This window comes from Streptomyces sp. NPDC111628, assembly GCF_055635195.1.
This window is the reverse complement of the sequence record NZ_JBVKBZ010000001.1, coordinates 527,998-546,385: the sequence shown is the minus strand read 5'-3', so window position 1 is coordinate 546,385 and position 18,388 is coordinate 527,998. Positions and strand designations below refer to the sequence as shown.

Annotated in this window: 15 protein-coding genes and 1 pseudogene; 9 read left to right on the top strand and 7 right to left on the bottom strand. The window is 75.0% G+C overall.

Annotation, left to right across the window (positions count from 1 at the left end; translation table 11 throughout):
* Positions 1-68 precede the first annotated feature (68 nt).
* The gene (locus ACZ7MF_RS02650; protein ID WP_471474088.1) at positions 69-968 is read left to right on the top strand and encodes a helix-turn-helix transcriptional regulator; all 900 of its coding nucleotides are present in this window, start codon (positions 69-71) and stop codon (positions 966-968) included.
* On the opposite strand, the gene ACZ7MF_RS02645 is transcribed toward ACZ7MF_RS02650, so the two are convergent.
* Positions 919-1,116 (bottom strand): DUF397 domain-containing protein, encoded by a 198-nt coding sequence (locus tag ACZ7MF_RS02645; RefSeq protein WP_471474087.1) that lies wholly within the window; start codon positions 1,114-1,116, stop codon positions 919-921. The genes ACZ7MF_RS02650 and ACZ7MF_RS02645 overlap by 50 nt on opposite strands.
* Positions 1,113-1,529, bottom strand: a pseudogene (locus ACZ7MF_RS02640) (DUF5753 domain-containing protein); the annotation flags it as partial. The gene ACZ7MF_RS02645 and the pseudogene ACZ7MF_RS02640, both read right to left, overlap by 4 nt.
* On the opposite strand from ACZ7MF_RS02640, the gene ACZ7MF_RS02635 reads away from it, so the two are divergent.
* Both ACZ7MF_RS02635 and ACZ7MF_RS02630 read left to right on the top strand, forming a co-directional pair.
* Entirely contained in the window at positions 1,516-2,205 is a 690-nt protein-coding gene (locus ACZ7MF_RS02635; RefSeq protein WP_471474085.1) for a helix-turn-helix domain-containing protein, read from the top strand. The pseudogene ACZ7MF_RS02640 and the gene ACZ7MF_RS02635 overlap by 14 nt on opposite strands.
* Before the next feature lie 16 nt (positions 2,206-2,221).
* A complete protein-coding gene (locus ACZ7MF_RS02630) occupies positions 2,222-2,878 on the top strand; it encodes a hypothetical protein (protein WP_471474084.1) in 657 nt (218 codons plus the stop codon).
* A 12-nt stretch (positions 2,879-2,890) separates the two neighbouring features.
* Here ACZ7MF_RS02630 and ACZ7MF_RS02625 read toward each other — a convergent pair whose 3' ends face one another.
* Positions 2,891-3,283 (bottom strand): VOC family protein, encoded by a 393-nt coding sequence (locus tag ACZ7MF_RS02625; protein ID WP_388514328.1) that lies wholly within the window; start codon positions 3,281-3,283, stop codon positions 2,891-2,893.
* A 74-nt stretch (positions 3,284-3,357) separates the two neighbouring features.
* Between ACZ7MF_RS02625 and ACZ7MF_RS02620 the strand changes: the two genes are divergently transcribed.
* From ACZ7MF_RS02620 to ACZ7MF_RS02610, 3 genes are all read left to right on the top strand, one after another.
* A complete protein-coding gene (locus ACZ7MF_RS02620; RefSeq protein ID WP_471474083.1) occupies positions 3,358-4,323 on the top strand; it encodes a helix-turn-helix transcriptional regulator in 966 nt (321 codons plus the stop codon).
* 64 nt (positions 4,324-4,387) lie between these two features.
* Positions 4,388-5,335: a LysR family transcriptional regulator gene (locus ACZ7MF_RS02615; protein ID WP_471474081.1), complete on the top strand. Its 948-nt coding sequence runs from the start codon at positions 4,388-4,390 to the stop codon at positions 5,333-5,335.
* A gap of 167 nt (positions 5,336-5,502) precedes the next feature.
* Positions 5,503-6,873 (top strand): alpha-lytic protease prodomain-containing protein, encoded by a 1,371-nt coding sequence (locus ACZ7MF_RS02610; protein ID WP_471474080.1) that lies wholly within the window; start codon positions 5,503-5,505, stop codon positions 6,871-6,873.
* A gap of 84 nt (positions 6,874-6,957) precedes the next feature.
* Here ACZ7MF_RS02610 and ACZ7MF_RS02605 read toward each other — a convergent pair whose 3' ends face one another.
* From ACZ7MF_RS02605 to ACZ7MF_RS02595, 3 genes are all read right to left on the bottom strand, one after another.
* Complete coding sequence (locus tag ACZ7MF_RS02605; protein ID WP_471474079.1) at positions 6,958-8,097, bottom strand: hypothetical protein; 1,140 nt, start codon at positions 8,095-8,097, stop codon at positions 6,958-6,960.
* Between the two features lie 150 nt (positions 8,098-8,247).
* On the bottom strand, positions 8,248-8,880 hold the full coding sequence (locus tag ACZ7MF_RS02600) for a response regulator (RefSeq protein WP_471474077.1): 633 nt from the start codon (positions 8,878-8,880) through the stop codon (positions 8,248-8,250).
* Positions 8,880-10,175, bottom strand: a complete 1,296-nt coding sequence (locus tag ACZ7MF_RS02595) for a sensor histidine kinase (protein WP_471474076.1) — start codon at positions 10,173-10,175, stop codon at positions 8,880-8,882. The genes ACZ7MF_RS02600 and ACZ7MF_RS02595 overlap by 1 nt, the downstream gene beginning before the upstream one ends.
* A gap of 180 nt (positions 10,176-10,355) precedes the next feature.
* On the opposite strand from ACZ7MF_RS02595, the gene ACZ7MF_RS02590 reads away from it, so the two are divergent.
* From ACZ7MF_RS02590 to ACZ7MF_RS02580, 3 genes are all read left to right on the top strand, one after another.
* Positions 10,356-11,096: an ABC transporter ATP-binding protein gene (locus tag ACZ7MF_RS02590; protein ID WP_471474075.1), complete on the top strand. Its 741-nt coding sequence runs from the start codon at positions 10,356-10,358 to the stop codon at positions 11,094-11,096.
* A gap of 46 nt (positions 11,097-11,142) precedes the next feature.
* Positions 11,143-13,611 (top strand): ABC transporter permease, encoded by a 2,469-nt coding sequence (locus ACZ7MF_RS02585; protein WP_471474073.1) that lies wholly within the window; start codon positions 11,143-11,145, stop codon positions 13,609-13,611.
* A gap of 303 nt (positions 13,612-13,914) precedes the next feature.
* Entirely contained in the window at positions 13,915-16,824 is a 2,910-nt protein-coding gene (locus ACZ7MF_RS02580; protein ID WP_471474072.1) for an AfsR/SARP family transcriptional regulator, read from the top strand.
* Between the two features lie 86 nt (positions 16,825-16,910).
* Here ACZ7MF_RS02580 and ACZ7MF_RS02575 read toward each other — a convergent pair whose 3' ends face one another.
* On the bottom strand, positions 16,911-18,176 hold the full coding sequence (locus ACZ7MF_RS02575) for a trypsin-like serine protease (RefSeq protein WP_471474070.1): 1,266 nt from the start codon (positions 18,174-18,176) through the stop codon (positions 16,911-16,913).
* Between the last annotated feature and the right edge of the window lie 212 nt (positions 18,177-18,388).

Below are 18,388 nucleotides of genomic sequence, written 5' to 3'. Positions count from 1 at the left end.
ATGCGCCCGGTCGGCCGCCGCAGCCAGGGGATGCCATCCCCTGGGTCAGCGGCCCGGTCCGGCGCAGAATGGGCCGTATGAGCGCTGTGAAGTACGCCGAGCTGGGAGCGTTCCTGCGGTCGCGGCGGGAGCGGATCCGCCCGGCCGACGTCGGACTCCCCGCCGGGCCGCGCCGCCGGGTGCCGGGGCTGCGCCGCGAGGAGGTGGCCCACCTCGCGGGGGCGTCCGTGGACTACTACAACGAGCTGGAGCGTGGCGCCGGGTCCCAGCCCTCCGAGCAGATGATCGCCGCGCTGGCCCGTGCGCTGCGGCTGTCCGCCGACGAGCGGGACTATCTGTACCGGCTCGCCGACCGGCCGGTTCCCGTGCAGGGCGGGCCCGCCTCGCACGTGCACCCCGGCATGCTGGACCTGCTCGGGCGGATGACCTCGACCCCGGCGCAGGTGATCACCGACCTGCACGTCACCCTCGTACAGAATCCGTTGGCCGTGGCGCTGCTCGGGGACCAGTCCGGCTACCGGGGGCCCCGCGCCAGCTTCGTCCACCGGTGGTTCACCGAGCCGGAGGCCCGGCTGCTGTATCCCGAGGCCGACCACGCGATCCAGTCCCGCGCCTTCGTCGCCGACCTGCGGGCCGCCGCGGCGCGGCGGGACGCCAAGGACGCGGAGGTCGGCTCGATGATCCGTACGCTGCTCGGGGTCTCCCCCGAGTTCGCCGCGCTGTGGGCCGACCATGACGTGGCGTTCCGGCGCGACGACCGGAAACGGCTGGTCCACCCGGCGGTCGGCCTGATCGAGGTCAACTGCCTCAACCTCTTCAGCGAGGACGGCCGCCAGCGGCTCCTGTGGTTCACCCCGGCCGTGGGGACCGACAGCGCGGGGCTGCTGGAGCTGCTCGCGGTCGTCGGAACGCAGGAGGTCAGCGCTGCGACGCGTACGGCAGGAAGCTCGCCCAGGCGGCGGGGGTGAGGGTCAGGCGGGGACCGGCGATGTCGGCGGTCTTGGAGTCGCGGACGTGGACGGTGGCGGGAGTGAGGGCCAGTTCAACGCAGGAGTTGCCGTCGTTGCCGCTGCTGTAGCTGCTCTTGAACCAGACCAGTTCGGTCTCGGGGGTCATGTTTCTCCCAGCAGTTGCTCGATGAAGGCCAGCGACTCCCGAGGCGAGAGTGCCTGAGCCCGGATCGTGCCATACCTCAGTTCAAGGATGCGCAGGTGTTTGGGGTCCGAGGTCGGCCGACCACCGAAGGCGCCGTCGGACCGACCGACCGCCGACCCGTCCTCGAACTTCAGCAACTCAATCGTGCCGTCAGTTCCGGAATGGGTATCGCAGTCCATCGGCATCATCTGAAGGACCACGTTGTGCAAACGCCCCACCTCCAGCAGCCGTTCGAGCTGCTCACGCCACACCATTGTGCTCCCGATAGGACGGCGCACCACCCCCTCTTCCAGGACGAAGCTGAGCGCGGGGGCGGGTGAGCGCTCGAAAACCGTTCGCCTCGCGATCCGCGCAGCCACCATGCGGTCCACGTCGCTGCCCACCGGCGCGGGCGCCGACATCAAGTCGCTCGCCGCCCGCTTCCCGGAGGGGCCGACCCGTATCGCTGCCGCCCTGCGCGAGCTGGAGGCCCACGGCTACCTGCGCCGCGAGCGCCACCGCACGGAGACCGGCCGGATCGTCACCCGCACGGTTTCCTGCGACCAGCCGCACGCGAGCCGCCGCGAACCGGCCGACACGGGGTGCCCACCCGCGAAACGCACGCCTCCACCCCCGGGCCGCACGGGACACAAGGCGCTCCCCGCCGTACCGCAGCCGGGCAGCACCGCCCCCGCGCTCCTCCAGACGGCCCTCGACCTCCTGGCCGACCTGCGGCGACGCGACGCCCGGCTGCTGCTCTCCGCGACGGACACGGCGCACCTGGTCCCGGGGGTCGCCGCCTGGCTGGAGCGCGACGTCACCCCCGGCGCCGTACGCCACGCCCTGACCACCGGCCTCCCGGACGAGCCACTGCACCGCCCGGCCGCCCTCCTCGCCCACCGCCTCACCGACCGGCTGCCACCACCGCCCCCGTTCCGCACGCCGTCGGCCGCCGTACCGCCACCGCGCCACCCACTCCAGAACTGCGAAGGCTGCGACCGGAGTTTCCGCGGCCCCGAGACCGAACCTCACTGCCGCGACTGCCGCACGGCAGCCGCCTCCCATCCCTGAGACCGCAAGGAACCCCATGGTCAGCCCGCCCCACGAGGCGATGCACCGCATCTTCCAGCACGACCCCGGACTGTTCAGTCGCGTCTCACATTTCCTCGGCATCGACATCCCGAAACCCATCGGGGCGACGGCACTGCCGACCGACCTCACCGAGGCCAGCCCCGTCGAACGCCGCGTGGATACACTCCTGCGCTTCGAGACCGCAGAACAGGGGGCCTTCCTGCTGGCCGTCGAGGCTCAGGGCAAGAAGGACCCGGACAAGCCCGCGAGCTGGGCGTACTACGTCTCGTACCTGTGGACGAAATACCGGCTGCCCACAGCGCTCCTGGTCGTCTGCCAGGACTACGCGACGGCCAAGTGGGCTCAGCAACCGGTAAACAGCGGACCGGCGCAGCTGCCCACCCGCAACCGCCCGGCCAAGCACCTCTGGAGGAATCTGGTGGCCATGGACCTCTCCTTCTACAAGTCGTACATCTCTGAAGAGATCCGGGACGAGGGCCGTGCTCAGGCCAGCGCCGAGGCTCTCCTGATCGTCCTGGAACAGCGTGGCCTCGACATCCCGGACGGTGTCCGTACGCGCATCACGGAGTGCGGCGATCCCGAGGTTCTCCGTCACTGGCTCGCACGGGCTGTCACCGTCTCCTCGGCCGAGGCCGTCTTCGAGAGCGAGTAGCGCTCCCCCGGCTCACGCCACCGTAGACACACAGAACGGATGACCCGCCGGGTCCAGCAGCACTCGCCAGCGGTCCGGTGACGGCTGGAAGTCGGGCTTGGTGGCGCCCAGGGCGAGCAGGCGGGCCTCCCCCGTGTCCAGGTCGTCGACGCCGACGTCGATGTGCGCCTGCTTCTCCTGGTCGGTGCCCGGCCAGGTCGGCGGACGGTAGTCGGTCAGGCGGCAGAAGCCGAGGCCGGGCGCGCCGTCCTTGCCGCCGAGGAGATAGAAGTCGTCGGTGTTGAAGGCGACGGGGAGGTCGAGGGCCTCGCCCCAGAAGCGGGCCAGCGCGGCGGGGTCGGAGCAGTCGAAGGTGACGGCCGAGTAGCGGAAGGTCGGTGCCGGGGTGTTCTGCGTTGTCGTCATGGGAGAGACCGTAGGACGTGACCAGGACAGGTTCGGTCCTGGTCGGCGACGGATGCGTGGGAGACTCCGGAACCGTGCTCAGTACTTCCGCCCGGCTGCTGCGCCTGGTCTCCCTGCTCGCCGTCCGTCCCGCCTGGACCTGCGGTGAGCTGGCCGAGCGGATGGAGGTCACGGAGCGGACGGTGCGGCGGGACGTCGCGCGGCTGCGGGAGCTGGGATACGCCGTCGACTCCGACCCGGGACCGTGGGGCGGGTACCGGCTGCGGCCGGGGACGCGTACGCCGCCGTTGATCCTCGACGACGAGGAGGCCCTCGCCGTGGCCGTCGGGCTGCGGGAGGCCGCGCTGAGCGGGGCGCTCGGCGGGGACCAGGCGGCGTTGTCGGCGCTGCTGAAGCTGCGGCAGGTGCTGCCCAAGCGGCTGGGCGACCGGCTCGGGGACATGGACGCCGCGTTCGTGCAGACGCCGCGGGCCGGTGAACCGCAGGTCGCGGCGGGGATGCTGCTGGAGCTGGCGGCCGCGTGCCGGCGGGGCGAACGGGCCCGGATGGCGTACCGGGACTGGGAAGGGCGGGCCAGCGTGCGGGACGTCGACCCGTACCGGCTCGTGCACACCGGACGGCGTTGGTACTTCGTGGCCCGGGATGTCGAGCGGGGCGAGTGGCGGACCTTCCGGGCGGACCGGGTCGAGCGGGTGCAGCCGACCGGGCGGCCCGTCGAGTTCACCGAGCCGCTGCCCGATCCGGCGCTCCTCGTGTCCCGCGCGAGCGCGACCGGGCCGTACGCGGTGCTGGCCACCGTCCGCCTGCCGGTGCCGATGGAGCAGGCGCTGCGGTCCATTCCCGCCACGGTCGGACTGCACCGGGCCGACGGACCGGACGCCACGGTCGTCGAGATCGGCGGGTCGAGCACGGAGGGGCTGGCCCGTTACCTGTTCAGCCTCGCCACGCCGTTGCGCGTGCTGGCGCCGGATTCCGTGCGGGAGGCGCTGCTGCGCCGGACCCGGGAGCTGCTCGCCGCGAACGGCGACGCAAGTACTTGAAGTTTCCTCCAGAGGTCCGTACCAACCTCTTGCCCCCGCCCTCCCCGCGTCGCAAGCTCCCCCTATGGAGCTGGAGTTGCGGCATCTCAAGACGGTCCGGGCCATCGCCGACGCCGGCAGCCTCACCAGGGCGGCGACGGCTCTCGGTCTCGCGCAGCCCGCGTTGAGCGCACAGCTCAAGCGGATCGAACGGGCCCTGGGCGGCGCGCTGTTCGTGCGCGGCCGGCACGGCGTGCGGGCCACCGCGCTGGGCGAACTGGTGCTGGAGCGGAGCCGGATCGTGCTCCCGGCGGTGACCGAGCTCCAGCAGGAGGCGGCCCGGTTCGCCCGTGCGCCGCGCACGGCCGAGCGGCTGCGAATCGGCGGCACCCACGGGCCCTTACTGGGCGCCCTCCTCGACCGGCTGGCCGGTGTGGCGCCGGACGCCCGGATGACGACCTGCACCTCCTGGTCCGAGCGGGAGCTGGCCGGGCAGCTCGCGGAGGGGCGGCTGGACTTCGCGCTGGCCGGGACCTGCGGCACCGCGTCGCCACCCCCCGGTGAGGGGCTGGTGTGGCGGGAGGTCGCCGTCGACCCGGTGTTCGTCATGATGACCGACGGCCACCCGCTGGCCCACCGTGCCGAGGTGGACCTGACCGCGCTGGCCGACGAGGAGTGGGCGTGCGTCCCCGGCGACGGCTGCTTCGGCGACTGCTTCACCGCGTCGTGCGCCCGGGCCGGTTTCACCCCGCGCCGCATGTACGAGACGGACACCGCGTCCCTCGTGCACCTGGTGCAGGTCGGGCGGGCGGTCGGGCTGTGCCGGGCGACCTTCCCGACCACGCCCCAGATCGTGACCCGGCCGCTGGCCGACACCCCGCTGACCTGGCGGCACCTGCTCGGCTGGCACGCGGCGACGCAGCGGCAGGACACCGCCGCCGAGGTGCTCTCGCAGGCGCGCATGGCGCACGCGAGCGTGGCGGCCAACAGCGACAGCTACACGGAGTGGATGTCGGCCCACCGGGTGCCGTAACACCGGGTTGCCTGGCGCCGGATTGCCTGGCGCCGGATTGCCTGGCGCCGGGTTGCCTGGCGCCGGGTTCCATAACGCCGGGGAGAGGGACGGCTGACCTCTTATGCCGGCGGGTCGCCCCTCCCTACGGTTTCGGCACCTCCCCACCGAGACCGAGGAGATCCCCCATGCCCCACCGACACCGACATCACAGAGCCGTGGGTGCCGCCGTCGCCGCGACCGCGGCCCTGCTCGTGGCCGGGCTCAGCGGCTCCGCGAGCGCCGGGACGGCACCCGCCGACTCCGCCCCCACCGCCGCCGAGACCCTGCGCACCGACGCCGCGCCGCCCGCTCTCCTCAAGGCCATGCAGCGGGACCTCGGCCTCGACCGCCGGCAGGCGGAGCGCCGCCTCGTCAACGAGGCCGAGGCGGGCGCCACGGCGGGCCGGCTGCGGGCCGCCCTCGGCGGCGACTTCGCGGGCGCGTGGGTGCGCGGTGCCGAGTCCGGCACCCTGACCGTGGCGACGACCGACGCGGGCGACGTCGCCGCGATCGAGGCGCGGGGCGCCGAGGCGAAGGTCGTGCGCCACTCGCTCGCCGACCTGGACGCGGCCAAGGCCCGCCTGGACAAGGCGGCGGCCGGTGTGAACACCGCCGACGCGCCCGTCTGGTACGTCGACACGCGCACCAACACCGTCGTCGTCGAGGCGATACGCCCGGCCGCGGCGCGTTCGCTGCTGACGGCGGCCGGTGTCGACGGGTCCCTCGCCCGGGTGAAGAGCCGCACCGAGCGGCCCCGCACCTTCTACGACCTGCGCGGCGGCGAGGCGTACTACATCAACAACAGCAGCCGCTGCTCGATCGGCTTCCCGATCACCAAGGGCACCCAGCAGGGCTTCGCCACCGCGGGCCACTGCGGCCGGGCCGGCTCCAGCACCACAGGCGCCAACCGGGTGGCCCAGGGCACCTTCCAGGGCTCGATCTTCCCGGGCCGCGACATGGCGTGGGTGGCCACCAACTCCAGCTGGACGGCGACCCCGTACGTGCTCGGCGCCGGTGGGCAGAACGTCCAGGTCACCGGTTCCACGGCCTCTCCGGTCGGCGCGTCCGTGTGCCGGTCCGGCTCGACGACCGGCTGGCACTGCGGCACCGTCACGCAGCTGAACACCAGCGTCACCTACCAGGAAGGCACCATCTCCCCGGTCACCAAGACCACGGTGTGCGCGGAGCCCGGTGACTCCGGCGGCTCCTACATCTCCGGCAGCCAGGCGCAGGGCGTCACCTCGGGCGGCTCGGGCGACTGCCGCACCGGCGGCGAGACCTTCTTCCAGCCGATCAACGCGCTGCTCCAGAACTACGGGCTCACGCTCAAGACGACCGGCGGCGACGACGGCGGCGAGGAGCCCGGCGAGCCCGGCGGCACCTGGGCGGCCGGCACCGTCTACCAGCCGGGCGACACCGTGACCTACGGCGGCGCCACCTTCCGCTGCCTGCAGGGCCACCAGGCCTACGCGGGCTGGGAGCCGCCGAACGTCCCGGCGCTGTGGCAGCGAGTGTGACACCCCACTGACCCCCACAGGGGACAACGGGGGACGGGTCCGGGCGTGCGTGAGGGAGAGCGCCCGGGCCCGGTCACGTCCGGGTCAGGTACGGGTGACCTGGCCGCAGCCTTCCGAACCGGAGCCGGAGAGGGGTCGGCTCCGGTCGTAGGGGTCGGTCAGCGGGCCGGTGGGCCGCGCGCCGCCGGGACCGTCGTCGTCGGGGAAGCCGGGGTGCAGGTAGCCGTCGTAGACGTCGCAGTCGGTGTTGCCGTACTCGGAGAAGTACTTCTCCACCAGGAGCTTGCCCTCGGTCACGTTCCACTTCGCCGGGTCGTTCAGGGTCAGGGTGAGCTCGCGGCGGATGATCGTGCGGGCGACCGGCCCGTCGGCGTCGTCGGCCCGGACCAGCGGGTAGACGAAGGTGTAGTCCGCGTTGACCTTCACCACGCCCGGTTCGCCCGCGGCGAGCGTCATACGGCCCCGGACCTTCACGACGTCACCGGCCAGGCGGGTCTCGTCGGGGTCGAAGCGGGTGAAGAGCCGGAGCGGGTCGTGGTCGGCGTCCGGGTCGCTCAGTGAGCGGCGCAGCTTGGGCAGCAGCTCCGGCTGCTTCGGGTCGAGCACGTCCAGCGCCTCGTCCGGCCGTTCCCCGCGCAGTACGGCGGGGTCCAGGTTGGCGGCGACCAGGAGTTCCTTGGTGCGGCGCAGCGCGAACGCCACGTCCTCCTTGCTCATGCCGGACAGCGCCTTCGCCGCCGGCACCTCGATGGCGTCGGCGCCCTCGGCCCACCGCTCGGCGGGCGAGCCGCGGAACGGGTGCTCGCGCGTGGCACGCTCGGCCCCGGCCGCCTCCCCGGGAGCGCCGGTCGGCCGCGCCGACTCGGCCGACAGGGTCGGCGACGCGGAGGCGTCGTCCCCGCCGGGCAGCCGGTCCAGGACCAGGGAGGGCCGTACGGCGACGACGGCGAGCGCAGCCAGCGCCACCACGCCGACCACCGTGCCCACCAGGCGCCGACGGCCGCGGCCGTCGCCCTTCGGGTTGCTCTGCGGGGCACGCCAGGGCGTCGGCTCCTGCTCCTCGCGCAACCGCCGGGCCACCATCCGCGCCCGCGCCGACGGCTCCTTGGGCGCGGTGCGACCACCACCGTCGGCGGCGTCCCGCAGGAACGCCTCCAACTGCTCGTCGGAGATCGAGGGGGCCGGTTCGTCGTCGGAACGGTCGGGGGGCGGGACGGAACTCACGGGCTCTCTTTCTGCCTCGGTGCGGGCGGGCGTCGACGGTGATCCATCCTGCCCCCGAGTGAAGAAAGAGTGCCGTTCCGTGCGGAAGTTGTGACCGAACCCGTACACCTTCGCTCGACCCGCGCCACCGCTCCGCGCCACCGAACCGCGTCAGCCCCGCAGGTAGGTCAGCACCGCCAGCACCCTGCGGTGCGTCTCGGTCGCCGGGGGCAGGTCGAGCTTGGCGAGGATGTTGCCGATGTGCTTGCCCACGGCCGCCTCGGAGACGACGAGTTCACGGGCGACGGCCGCGTTGGACCTGCCCTCCGCGATCAGGGCGAGCACCTCCCGCTCGCGCGGGCTGAGCCGCTCCAGCGGGTCCCGGCGGCGGCGCAGCAACTGGCGTACCACCTCCGGGTCGACGACCGTGCCGCCGTCCGCGACCTCGGCCAGCGCGTCGACGAACTCCTCGACCTGGCCGACGCGGTCCTTGAGCAGATAGCCGACGCCGGTGCCGTCGCCGGAGTCCAGCAGCTCGGCCGCGTAGGCCCGTTGCACGTACTGGCTGAGGACGAGGACGGGCAGGGCGGGCCGCTCCTCGCGCAGGCGTACGGCCGCGTGCAGGCCCTCGTCCTGGAAGCCGGGCGGCATGCGGACGTCGGTGACGACGATGTCCGGGGCGTGCTCCGTGACCGCGGCGACGAGTGCGTCCGCGTCGCCGACGGCCGCGACGACCTCGTGGCCGAAGCGGGCCAGCAGGCCGGTCAGGCCGTCCCGCAGCAGCACACTGTCCTCGGCGAGCACTACCCGAAGCGTTCGGTCCACTCGCAAGGAATCTCCACGCTCAGCAGGGTCGGTCCGCCCGGCGGGCTGGACAGGGAGAGTCTGCCATCCAGGACCGACACCCGGTCGGCGAGTCCGGTCAGCCCGCTGCCCGCCGCGACGTCGGCCCCGCCCCGGCCGTCGTCGCGGACGCGGAGGAGGAGCCGTCCGTCCCGGTGGCCGCCGGTCACCTCCGCGCGGTCGGCGCCGCTGTGCCTGCCGACGTTGGCGAGGGCCTCGCAGACCACGAAGTAGGCGGCGGCCTCCACCGCCCGGGGCAGCCGTCCGGGCAGTTCCAGGGCGACGTCGACGGGGACGGCGGAGCGGTCGGCGGCGTCGGCGACCGCCGCGGGCAGGCCGTAGTCGGCGAGGACCTTGGGGTGGATGCCGTGGATCAGCTCGCGCAGTTCCTCCAGGGCCCTGCCCGCCTCCCCGTGCGCCTTGGCCAGCTGGTCGGCCAGCGGACCGGGCGGCGCGTCCAGGCGGGCCAGGCCGAGGGCCATCGTCAGGGCGACCAGGCGCTGCTGGGCGCCGTCGTGCAGGTCGCGTTCGATGCGGCGCCGCTCGGCCTCGAAGGCGTCCACCAACCGGGCCCGTGAGCGGGTGAGTTCGACGACCCTGGCCTCCGGGTCGCCCTCGTGCGGGGCGGCCACGAGGACGCGGGTCAGCTCGGCCCGCACGCCCGCCGCCAGGCCCAGCGCGTAGCCGCCCAGGGCGAGGAGCAGCAGCCCGAGCGCGGCGACGCCGGACGCGGCCGGCCAGGTGGTGACCGTCCACTGCTTGAGGACCTTCGCCTCCTCGCCGCCGCCTGCGGTGGCCATCACCAGCGGGGTGGCGGCCAGGTGCAGCGGCGTCCCCAGGGCGAGGACGACGGCCAGGGCGTCCAGCGGCCACAGGAAGAGGGCGAACAGCAGCGCGTGGCCCAGCTCCCGCCAGGTCGCCCGCTCGCGCAGCCGGGTGATCAGCCAGGGCCACGGCCCGGTGGCGGACGGCTGCAGTACCGGCCGGGCGGGGGCGGGAGCGCGGTCGATCAGTCGCAGCCGCTGCCGCTCCAGGCGGGCCACGGGGATACCGGCGAGGGCGGTGAGCACCAGCAGCGGCAGCCCCACCAGCACGACGGTCAGGGCGCCCCCGACGACGAGGGCGACCGCGAGGCCCACCAGTGTCGCGGCGCCGGCCATCGCCCCGGTCACCAGGTAGGCGGTCGCCCGCCACGGCCAGGCGGAGAGCAGATAGCGGCGGGCGGACAGGGCCTGCCACAGGTCGCGAGAGCGCATGCGGCTCACCGTAGGACCGCGACCGGCGGCGCGGCCATCGGCCCAGGCGGAGCAACGGGGGTGGGGCAGGCCATACCCCCGCTCTAGCCCCTGCCGCACTGCGCCGGTGCCGCCCCGCGCGGTTTCGTTGGCGCACCGGGCACCCCATCGAACAGCTCGGACTTCGGGAAATGGAGACCGATGACCAGCGACGACGCGATCCGACTGAGTTCCGTCAGTAGACGGTACGGCGCGGGCGACAGCACCGTGACCGCCCTCGACGACGTGTCCCTCTCCTTCCGCCGCGGCAGCTTCACCGCCGTCATGGGCCCCTCGGGTTCGGGCAAGTCGACGCTGCTCCAGTGCGCCGCCGGACTGGACCGGCCCACGTCGGGGTCGGTCGTCGTCGGCGGCACCGAGCTGACCGGGCTGAGCCGGCGGCGGCTGACGCTGCTGCGCCGGGAACGCGTCGGCTTCGTCTTCCAGGCGTTCAACCTGCTGCCGTCGCTGACCGCCGCGCAGAACGTGGCACTCCCGATACGGCTGGCCGGACGCCGCCCGCCGCGGGGCCGGGTGCGCGAGGCGCTGCGCCAGGTCGGTCTGGCCGACCGCGCCCGGCACCGGCCGGCCGAGCTGTCCGGCGGCCAGCAGCAACGCGTCGCCCTGGCCCGCGCGCTGATCACCCGCCCCGAGGTGCTGTTCGCCGACGAGCCGACGGGGGCGCTGGACTCGCGCGCCGGCCGCGAGGTGCTCACCCTGCTGCGCGCCATGGCCGACGGCGAGGACCGGACGGTCGTCATGGTCACCCACGACCCGGTCGCCGCCTCCTACGCCGACCGGGTGCTCTTCCTCGTCGACGGCCGGGTCCACGACGAACTGACCGGCTCCGGGGCGGACGGCATCGCCGCCCGCATGACCCGCCTGGAGGCCGCGCCGTGCTGAACCCGCGCCGACCCCACCCGCCCGTCCGTCCAGACCGGAGGCGCCCGTGCTGACCGTCGCCCTGTGCACGCTGCGCACCCGTTGGGTCACCTTCACCGGGAGCTTCGTCGCGTTGGCGCTCGGGGTCGCGCTGCTGGCCGTGACCGGACGGGCCCTGGCGGCCTCGCTGGACGCGCCCGACCCGGCGCCGGAACGGTTCGCCGCGGCGCCGGTGGTGGTCCGGGGGCAGGACACCCTGCGGGTGCCGACGCCCTCCGGTGACCGTACGGAGGAGCTGGCGCGGCCGCGTGCCGTGCCCGCCGCGGTCGTGGCCCGGCTGGAGCGGCTCGGCGGCGTCGTCGAGGACCGGTCCTTCCCGGTGCGCGGGAGGGGCGGGCGCGGGCCCGGTGAGCTGGTCGGCCACCCCTGGTCCACCGCCGCGTTCGCCCCGTACCGCCTCGACGCCGGCCGTGCGCCCCGCGCCGCCGACGAGGTCGTCGTCACCGGCAGCTGGGCCGCGCCGGGCGAGCGGGTGCGCACGGACCGGGGCACCCTGCGGGTCGTGGGGACCGTACCCGGACTCGGCTTCGAGGACGCCGTCTTCTTCACCGACGCACGGGCTGCCGAACTAGCCCCGCTCAGCGTGCAGTTGGCGGTGGACGCGGAGGCTTCCGCCGTACGGGACGCGGTGCGGGGCGCGGGGCGGGAGGGTGCGGGCGTCCGGGTGCTCACCGGCGCCGAGCGGCGGTACGCGGACGCCGACCCGCACCGGGACGAGGAGGCGCTGACCGCGCTCAACGCACTGTTCGGCACGGCCGGCGGCGTCTGTGCCTTCGTGTCGGTGTTCGTCGTGTCCTCCACCTTCGCCTTCGCGGTCGCCCAGCGCCGCCGGGAGTTCGGGCTGCTGCGCACCGCGGGCGCGACGCCGGGGCAGCTGCGGCGGACGGTGCTCACCGAGGCCGCGGTGGTCGGCGTACTCGCCTCCGGCACGGGCTGCGTGCTGGGCGCGTACGGCGCGCCGCCGCTGACGCGCCGGGTCGTCGGCGAGGGCCTGGCCCCGGCCTGGTTCACCCTCGGCGACCACACCTGGCCGTATCACCTCGCCTTCTGGACCGGGCTTTTGGTCGCCCTGTGCGGGGCGGTCGCCGCCTCCTGGCGGGCGGGGCGCACCGGCCCCGTCGAAGCGCTGCGGGAGGCGGCGGCGGACACCGGGGCGACGACCCGGGCGCGGTGGCTGGCGGGGCTGGCGCTGCTGCTGACCGCACTGGTGACGCTCGGCCTCGCCCTCGCCGCGGACCCGGGCGACCTGCTGCACCGCAAGACCTACGTCACCCGGCCGATGCTGCTGATCACCGCGGCCGCGCTGCTCGCGCCGGTCGTGGTGCGCCCGCTGACGCGGCTGCTCACCCGGCTGCCGGCCCGCCTGCCGGGCGCCACGGGCCTGCTGGTCCGGGAGAACGCCGCGACCGGTGTCCGCCGCACCGCGGCCCTGGCGGCGCCCGTGCTGGTCACGGTCGCGCTCACGGGCTCCCTGCTCGGCGCCGTCGCGACGCTGGACGGGGCGAGGGCCGCCGAGACCCGGGCGCGGACCACCGCGGCCTTCGTGGTCGCGGCGCCGTCCGACGCGGGCTTCGACACGGCGACGCTGGACCGCCTGCGCGCGGTCCCCGGGGCGCGGATCTCCCCGAGCGCGGCGGGCGATGTGTACGTCCTGGAGGACGGCGTGGCCCTCGTCCGATCCGAGGCGCGCGCCGTCGACGGCCCCGGGGCCCTCGCGGCGACCGCCCGGCTCCCGGTGGCGGAGGGCCGGGTCGCCGACCTCGACGACCACTCGATCATCGTGAACGAGGAGTGGCAGGAGCACGCGGTCGGCCGGAGCGTGCGGGTCTGGCTCGGGGACGGCACCGAGCGGGTGCTGCGCGTCGCCGCCGTGATGGACACCGGCACCGGTGACAACGGCGTCTACGTCACCGCGGCCAACGCGCCCGGTGCCCCGGTCGACCGGGTGGACGTCGCGCTCACCGACGGCGCCGACCCGGACGCGGTGGCCGCCGGGCTGCGGGCGGCGGTGGCGCCGTCCGGCGGGCGGGTGTCGAGCGGGCACGCGTGGGCCGACGCGGCGTCCGCGGGCTCGGGGGGCGCGACGCGGGCCGGTCTCCTCCTGGTCCTCGGCATCGCGCTGCTCTACACGGGGATCTCGGTGGTCAACACCGTGCTGATGGCGGCGCCCGCCCGAGTCCGCGAGCAGTCGGTCCTGCGCCTCGCCGGGGCCACCGACGGGCAGGTGCTGCGCCTGGTGGCCGCCGAGTCCCTGACGGTGGTCGCGGTCGGCGCCCTCCTGGGCCTGGCCGTCGCCGGACTCGACCTGGCCGGGATGTGGGCGGCGCTCGCCCTTCTCTCGGTGCCCGCCCCTCCGGTACTGCCGTGGGCGGCCGCCGGCACGGCCGCGGGCGTCTGCGCGGTACTCGCGACCACCGCGTCGCTCGTCCCGGCCGCGGTGGCACTGCGACGGCCCGGCGGAAGCCTCGGCGGGTGACACGGCGGAACGGGCGGCGCGGCGGCGCGGCGGAGCGGGCGGCACGGCGGAGCGGGCAGAGCGGGCGGAGCGGCGAAGCGGGCAGAGCGGGCGGCGCGGGCGCAGCACGGTGGGAGCGGCGCGGGCGCAGCACGGTGGGAGCGGCGAGGGAAAGCGAGAGGAGACGAACACTCGGCAAACGCCGTCCGGCCATCGAGTTTCCCCTCGCGTTCGGGCATACGCGCCGAGGCCCGGGGACAGGAAAGGCAGTAATCGAACGGACGGTCGCTCCCGGTGTGGCGCGGGGAGTGTTGGGGGGAATGCGTGGTCGGGGAATCACCAGGAGCGGTCCCGGACGGGGAGCGCCCCTCCCTCACCCTTCTCGGGCCGCTCCAGGTGCACGGACCCGACGGCCCGCTCCACGTGACGCCGGGACGTCAGGAGGTCATCCTCGCCGCCCTGCTGCTGCGCGCCGGCCAGGTGGTCGGCACGGACCACCTGGTCGATCTCCTGTGGGGCGACGCCCCGCCGAAGACGGCTCGCGCGCAGGTGCAGATCTGCGTCTCCCGGCTGCGCACACTCCTCGGCCGGGCGGCCCGCCCGGCGACCATCGCGACCCGGCCCGCCGGCTACGTCCTCACCACGGAGCCCGGCAACGTGGACGCCGCACTCTTCACCGCCCTCGTGGCCGAGGCCAGAGGGCTCGGCCGGCAGGGCCACCGGGAAGACGCGGTGGCCCGGCTGCGCACGGCCGCGGCGCTCTGGCAGGGGGACTGCCTCAGCGGCCTGGACAACCACCGGCTGGCCCACCGGACCCGTCACCTGGACGAGGAGCGGCTGGCGGCCACGGAACTCCGTGTCCAGCTGGAGCTGGAACTCGACCGGCACGAACACCTGGCCGGGGAACTGGAGGTGCTCGTCGGCGAGCACCCGCTGCGGGAGCGGCTGCGGGGACAGCTGATGACCGCCCTGTACCGCTCCGGGAGACGGGCCGACGCCCTGCGGACCTACCGCCGGGGCCGGGACCTGCTGATCCGGGAACTGGGGCTGGAGCCCGGGGCCGAACTCAGGGGGCTGGAGGCCGCCGTCCTGGCCGACCGCCTCTCCCTGGGCGCCGCGCCCGGCATCCCCGCCGGGAGCGCCGTGCCACCCGCGCCGCGACCGCCGGACGCCGCCTCGGGCCCCGCCTCGGACCCGCCCGGACCCGGCCCCGTGGTCCCTCGCCAGCTTCCCGCCGACGTACCCGACTTCGTGACCGGACCGGGTCGTCCGACCGAGCTGGAAGCCGTCCTGACGGGCGGCGACAGGACGGCGGGCGAGGACAGGACGGCGGGCGGCGGAACGGGGAGGAGCGGGGGGCCGGTCGTGATCACCGGCAAGCCGGGAACCGGCAAGTCGGCCACGGCCGTGCGCCTGGCCCACCGGCTGGCCGCGACGGCCTTCCCCGACGGCCAGCTCTACTGCGACCTGCGCGGCACCACCGCCTCCCCCGCGACTCCCACGGAGGTGCTCGGCCGGTTCCTGCGGGCGCTCGGCGTACCCGGCGAGCTGATTCCCGACTCCCCGGACGAGCGCGCCGAGTCGTACCGCACACGGGTCGCCGCCCGCCGCATCCTGGTCGTGCTGGACGACGCCGCGGACGAGGGGCAGGTCCTGCCGCTGCTGCCCGGCGGCGGCCCGTGCCGGGTCCTCGTCACGAGCCGCTCCGGGCTGACCGCGCTGCCCGGCGCGCACCGGGTCGAAGTCGACGTCCTCGACGAGGAGCGTGCGCTGGAACTGCTCGCCCGTGTGGTGGGCCGGCCACGCGTGGACCGGGAACGGGCGGCGGCCGAGGCGCTCGTCCGCACGGTGGGGCGACTCCCCCTCGCGCTGCGCATCGTGGCCGCGCGGCTGGCGGCCCGCCCCCACTGGACGCTGGCCTCCATGGTCCACCGGCTGACCGACGAACGGCGTCGCCTGGACGAACTGACCCACGGCGGACTCACCGTGCGGGGCAGCCTGTCGCCGACGTACCACGCACTGGAGGAGAAGGACCGGCGACTGCTGCGGCTGCTCGGCATGGCCCGGACCCCCACCCTCCCCGGCTGGCTGGCCGGGGCCCTCACCGACGACCGCCGCCCGTGCCTCACCGACCTGTTCGACCCCCTGGTCGGCGCCGGTCTGCTGGACGTCGCCGGGGTGGACGGCGCGGGCGACTTCCAGTACCGGTTCCACGAGCTCACCCGCGTCTACGCCGGGGAGCTGCTCGCCGCTCAGGACGGTACAGAGCCGCGCGGCGCGGCCCTGGCCCGGATGGCCGGCGGATGGCTGCACCTGGCACAGGAGGCACACCGCCGGGTGCACGGCGGCGACTTCACGGTGCTGCACGGCGACGCACCCCGCTGGTCCCCGCCGAAGCCGTACGTGGACCGGCTGCTGACCGACCCCGTGGCCTGGCTGGACGCGGAACGCGGCGCCCTGTGCCGGATGGTGGAGCACGCGGCGGACGAGGGGCTTGACGACCTGAGCTGGGACCTGGCAACCACCCTGGTCACCCTCTTCGAGGTGCGCGGCCACCACGACCTGTGGGAGCGCACCCACCTGCGGGCGCTGGAGGCCGTGACCCGGGCGGGAAACCTGCGCGGCACCGCGGCGGTACGCGCCGGTCTCGGGTCGCTCCACCTGCGCCGGGGGCAGCCCGCCTCGGCCCGGAACCTCCTGGAGTCGGCGCTGGGCCTCTTCCTGGTCTGCGACGATCCCCGGGGCCGGGCCCTGTGCCGCCGGGACCTCGCGCTCCTCGCCCGGCGGGAGGGCGACCACGCCACCGCCGGGGAGCTGTACGCGCGGGCCATGGAGGACTTCGCGGCGTGCGACGACCCGGTGGGCCGGGCCTGCGTGCTCACCCAGAGCACCCATGTCCTGCTGCACGAGGGACGCGAGGACGCCGCACGGCGGCAGCTGGACGAGGCGTCCGGGATCTACGCGTCGCTCGGCCACACGATCGGCCGGGCCCGGACCCTGCACCGGTCGGGCCAGCTGCTGCTGGAGCGGGGGGACGCGGAGCAGGCGCTGGCCGCCCTCACCGAGGCGCTGGAGATGAGCCGCGGTTCCGGCGACGTCGTCGGGGCCGGACACCTGCTGCACGACGTGGGCCGTGCCCTCACCGCCCTCGGCCGGACCCGTACGGCGCGGGAAGAGCACGGGCGGGAACAGTACGAGCGGGAACCGGCGGCCCGTGGCGGATCACGCACCTGAGCGGCGACGCCGGGCCCCGTGAAGGCGAGGGCGGGGCCCGGACGCGTCGCGGCGTCCGGGCCCGCGTTCCGTTCGGACGGCCCGGGTCAGCCCAGCGGCAGCGGAGCCGGGGCGGCCGGGTCCGAACCCACCACCTGGTAGTTGTCGGCGTGCGTCAGCGAGAAGCGCTCCCAGCCGGCGACGCTGTCGCTGCGGGCCCGCAGCAGGCCCTCGTCCTGCCCGGTGAAGTTGGCCTCCACCGTGACGTACTTGCCGGTGAGCTCCGACCTCAGCGCGTAGCCCAGGCTCCCCTGGGGCACCAGGGTGAACATCTCCCAGCTGTAGGGGGTTTCGGTGCGGGCGCGGAGCATGCCCGTGTAGTCACCGGTCATGTTCTTCTCGACGCTGACGTAGCGGCCGTTGGCCTCGGAACGCAGCGCCACGGTCGTACCGCCGTCACGAGTGTGCAGGGTGAACTGCTCCCAGCCGTACTTGGTGTCACTGCGCGCCCGCAGCTTGCCCGCCTGGTCGCCGGTGGCGTTCAGCTCGGTCGACACGTACTTGCCGTTCACGTTCGCCTTCAGGGCCCAGCGGGCGACCTGGACGCCGATCCAGGACGTGATGTCGTCCAGCCGGGTGCCGACGGCGTCGGTGCTCGTGACGCTCTCGTCCGTGCCGAAGCAGCCGCCCTGCGCGGAGCGGCTGCTGACCGCGACCAGCTCGGCGCCCTGGGCGGTCTCGCGCAGGACCGGGCCACCGGCGTCACCGGCGCAGACCGCGGCGCCGTCCTGGCCGGTGATGCCGACCTCGGCGGCACCGACCGTCCCCGTGGTGAAGTCGCCGCCGTGCAGCGCCAGGGGCGCCCAGGCGTCGGCGGTACGGCCGTAGCCGGTGACCCGGAGTTCCTCGCCCGCCACCGGGGCCGAGGAGGCCAGCGCGACCGGGGTGACGTTGGTGATCCGCGAGGAGAGCCTGGCCAGGACCAGGTCGCGGCCGGGGTGCGGAACGAGTTCGACGACGTCGCGGACCGCCCCCGCGGTGCCGGTCAGGTCGGCACGGCCGACGGTGGCGGTGGTCGCCGACCGGGGCGCACCGGCCGGCACGTCCAGGCTCACGGCGGGGTCCTCGGCGAAGCAGCTGGCGGCGGTCAGCAGCCACTGCGACTCGACCAGGGTGCCCGAGCAGGCGCGGGTGCCGTCGCCGATGTCGAGGCGGGCGGTGAAGGCGTAGGCGGTCTCGCCGGCCGGTGGCGCGGGCGGGTCGGGGATCTCGGTGACGGGGGTCCCGCTCACCGCACCCGCGGGGGTCGCGAGCGGACCGGCGGCCAGGACGGCGGCCAGCAGGCCGAGAAGAACAGGTCTGGTACGTCGCATGAGTCTTCCTCGGACGGGGACCGACGGGGCCGGCCCGGCGGGTGGGCTTGGGCAACCGGCGCGGGCGGTGCGCTGCCGACGTCCCGCCCGGCGCCCGCGTGCGGACCACGCCGGCGGCACCGGTGCCCCATGATCGGCCGGGAACCGTCCACCGGACGATCACGGCGCCAACTCCGCGCCTTCACGGCCACCGCCCGGGCGGCGGCCGGACC

Coding starts and splice junctions, on each gene's coding strand:
- ACZ7MF_RS02630 (WP_471474084.1), top strand. CDS start 2,222: ATGGTCAGCCCGCCCCACGAGGCGATGCACCGCATCTTCCAGCACGAC.
- ACZ7MF_RS02625 (WP_388514328.1), bottom strand. CDS start 3,283: ATGACGACAACGCAGAACACCCCGGCACCGACCTTCCGCTACTCGGCC.
- ACZ7MF_RS02590 (WP_471474075.1), top strand. CDS start 10,356: ATGACCAGCGACGACGCGATCCGACTGAGTTCCGTCAGTAGACGGTAC.
- ACZ7MF_RS02635 (WP_471474085.1), top strand. CDS start 1,516: ATGCGGTCCACGTCGCTGCCCACCGGCGCGGGCGCCGACATCAAGTCG.
- ACZ7MF_RS02575 (WP_471474070.1), bottom strand. CDS start 18,176: ATGCGACGTACCAGACCTGTTCTTCTCGGCCTGCTGGCCGCCGTCCTG.
- ACZ7MF_RS02610 (WP_471474080.1), top strand. CDS start 5,503: ATGCCCCACCGACACCGACATCACAGAGCCGTGGGTGCCGCCGTCGCC.
- ACZ7MF_RS02645 (WP_471474087.1), bottom strand. CDS start 1,116: ATGACCCCCGAGACCGAACTGGTCTGGTTCAAGAGCAGCTACAGCAGC.
- ACZ7MF_RS02650 (WP_471474088.1), top strand. CDS start 69: ATGGGCCGTATGAGCGCTGTGAAGTACGCCGAGCTGGGAGCGTTCCTG.
- ACZ7MF_RS02615 (WP_471474081.1), top strand. CDS start 4,388: ATGGAGCTGGAGTTGCGGCATCTCAAGACGGTCCGGGCCATCGCCGAC.
- ACZ7MF_RS02595 (WP_471474076.1), bottom strand. CDS start 10,175: ATGCGCTCTCGCGACCTGTGGCAGGCCCTGTCCGCCCGCCGCTATCTG.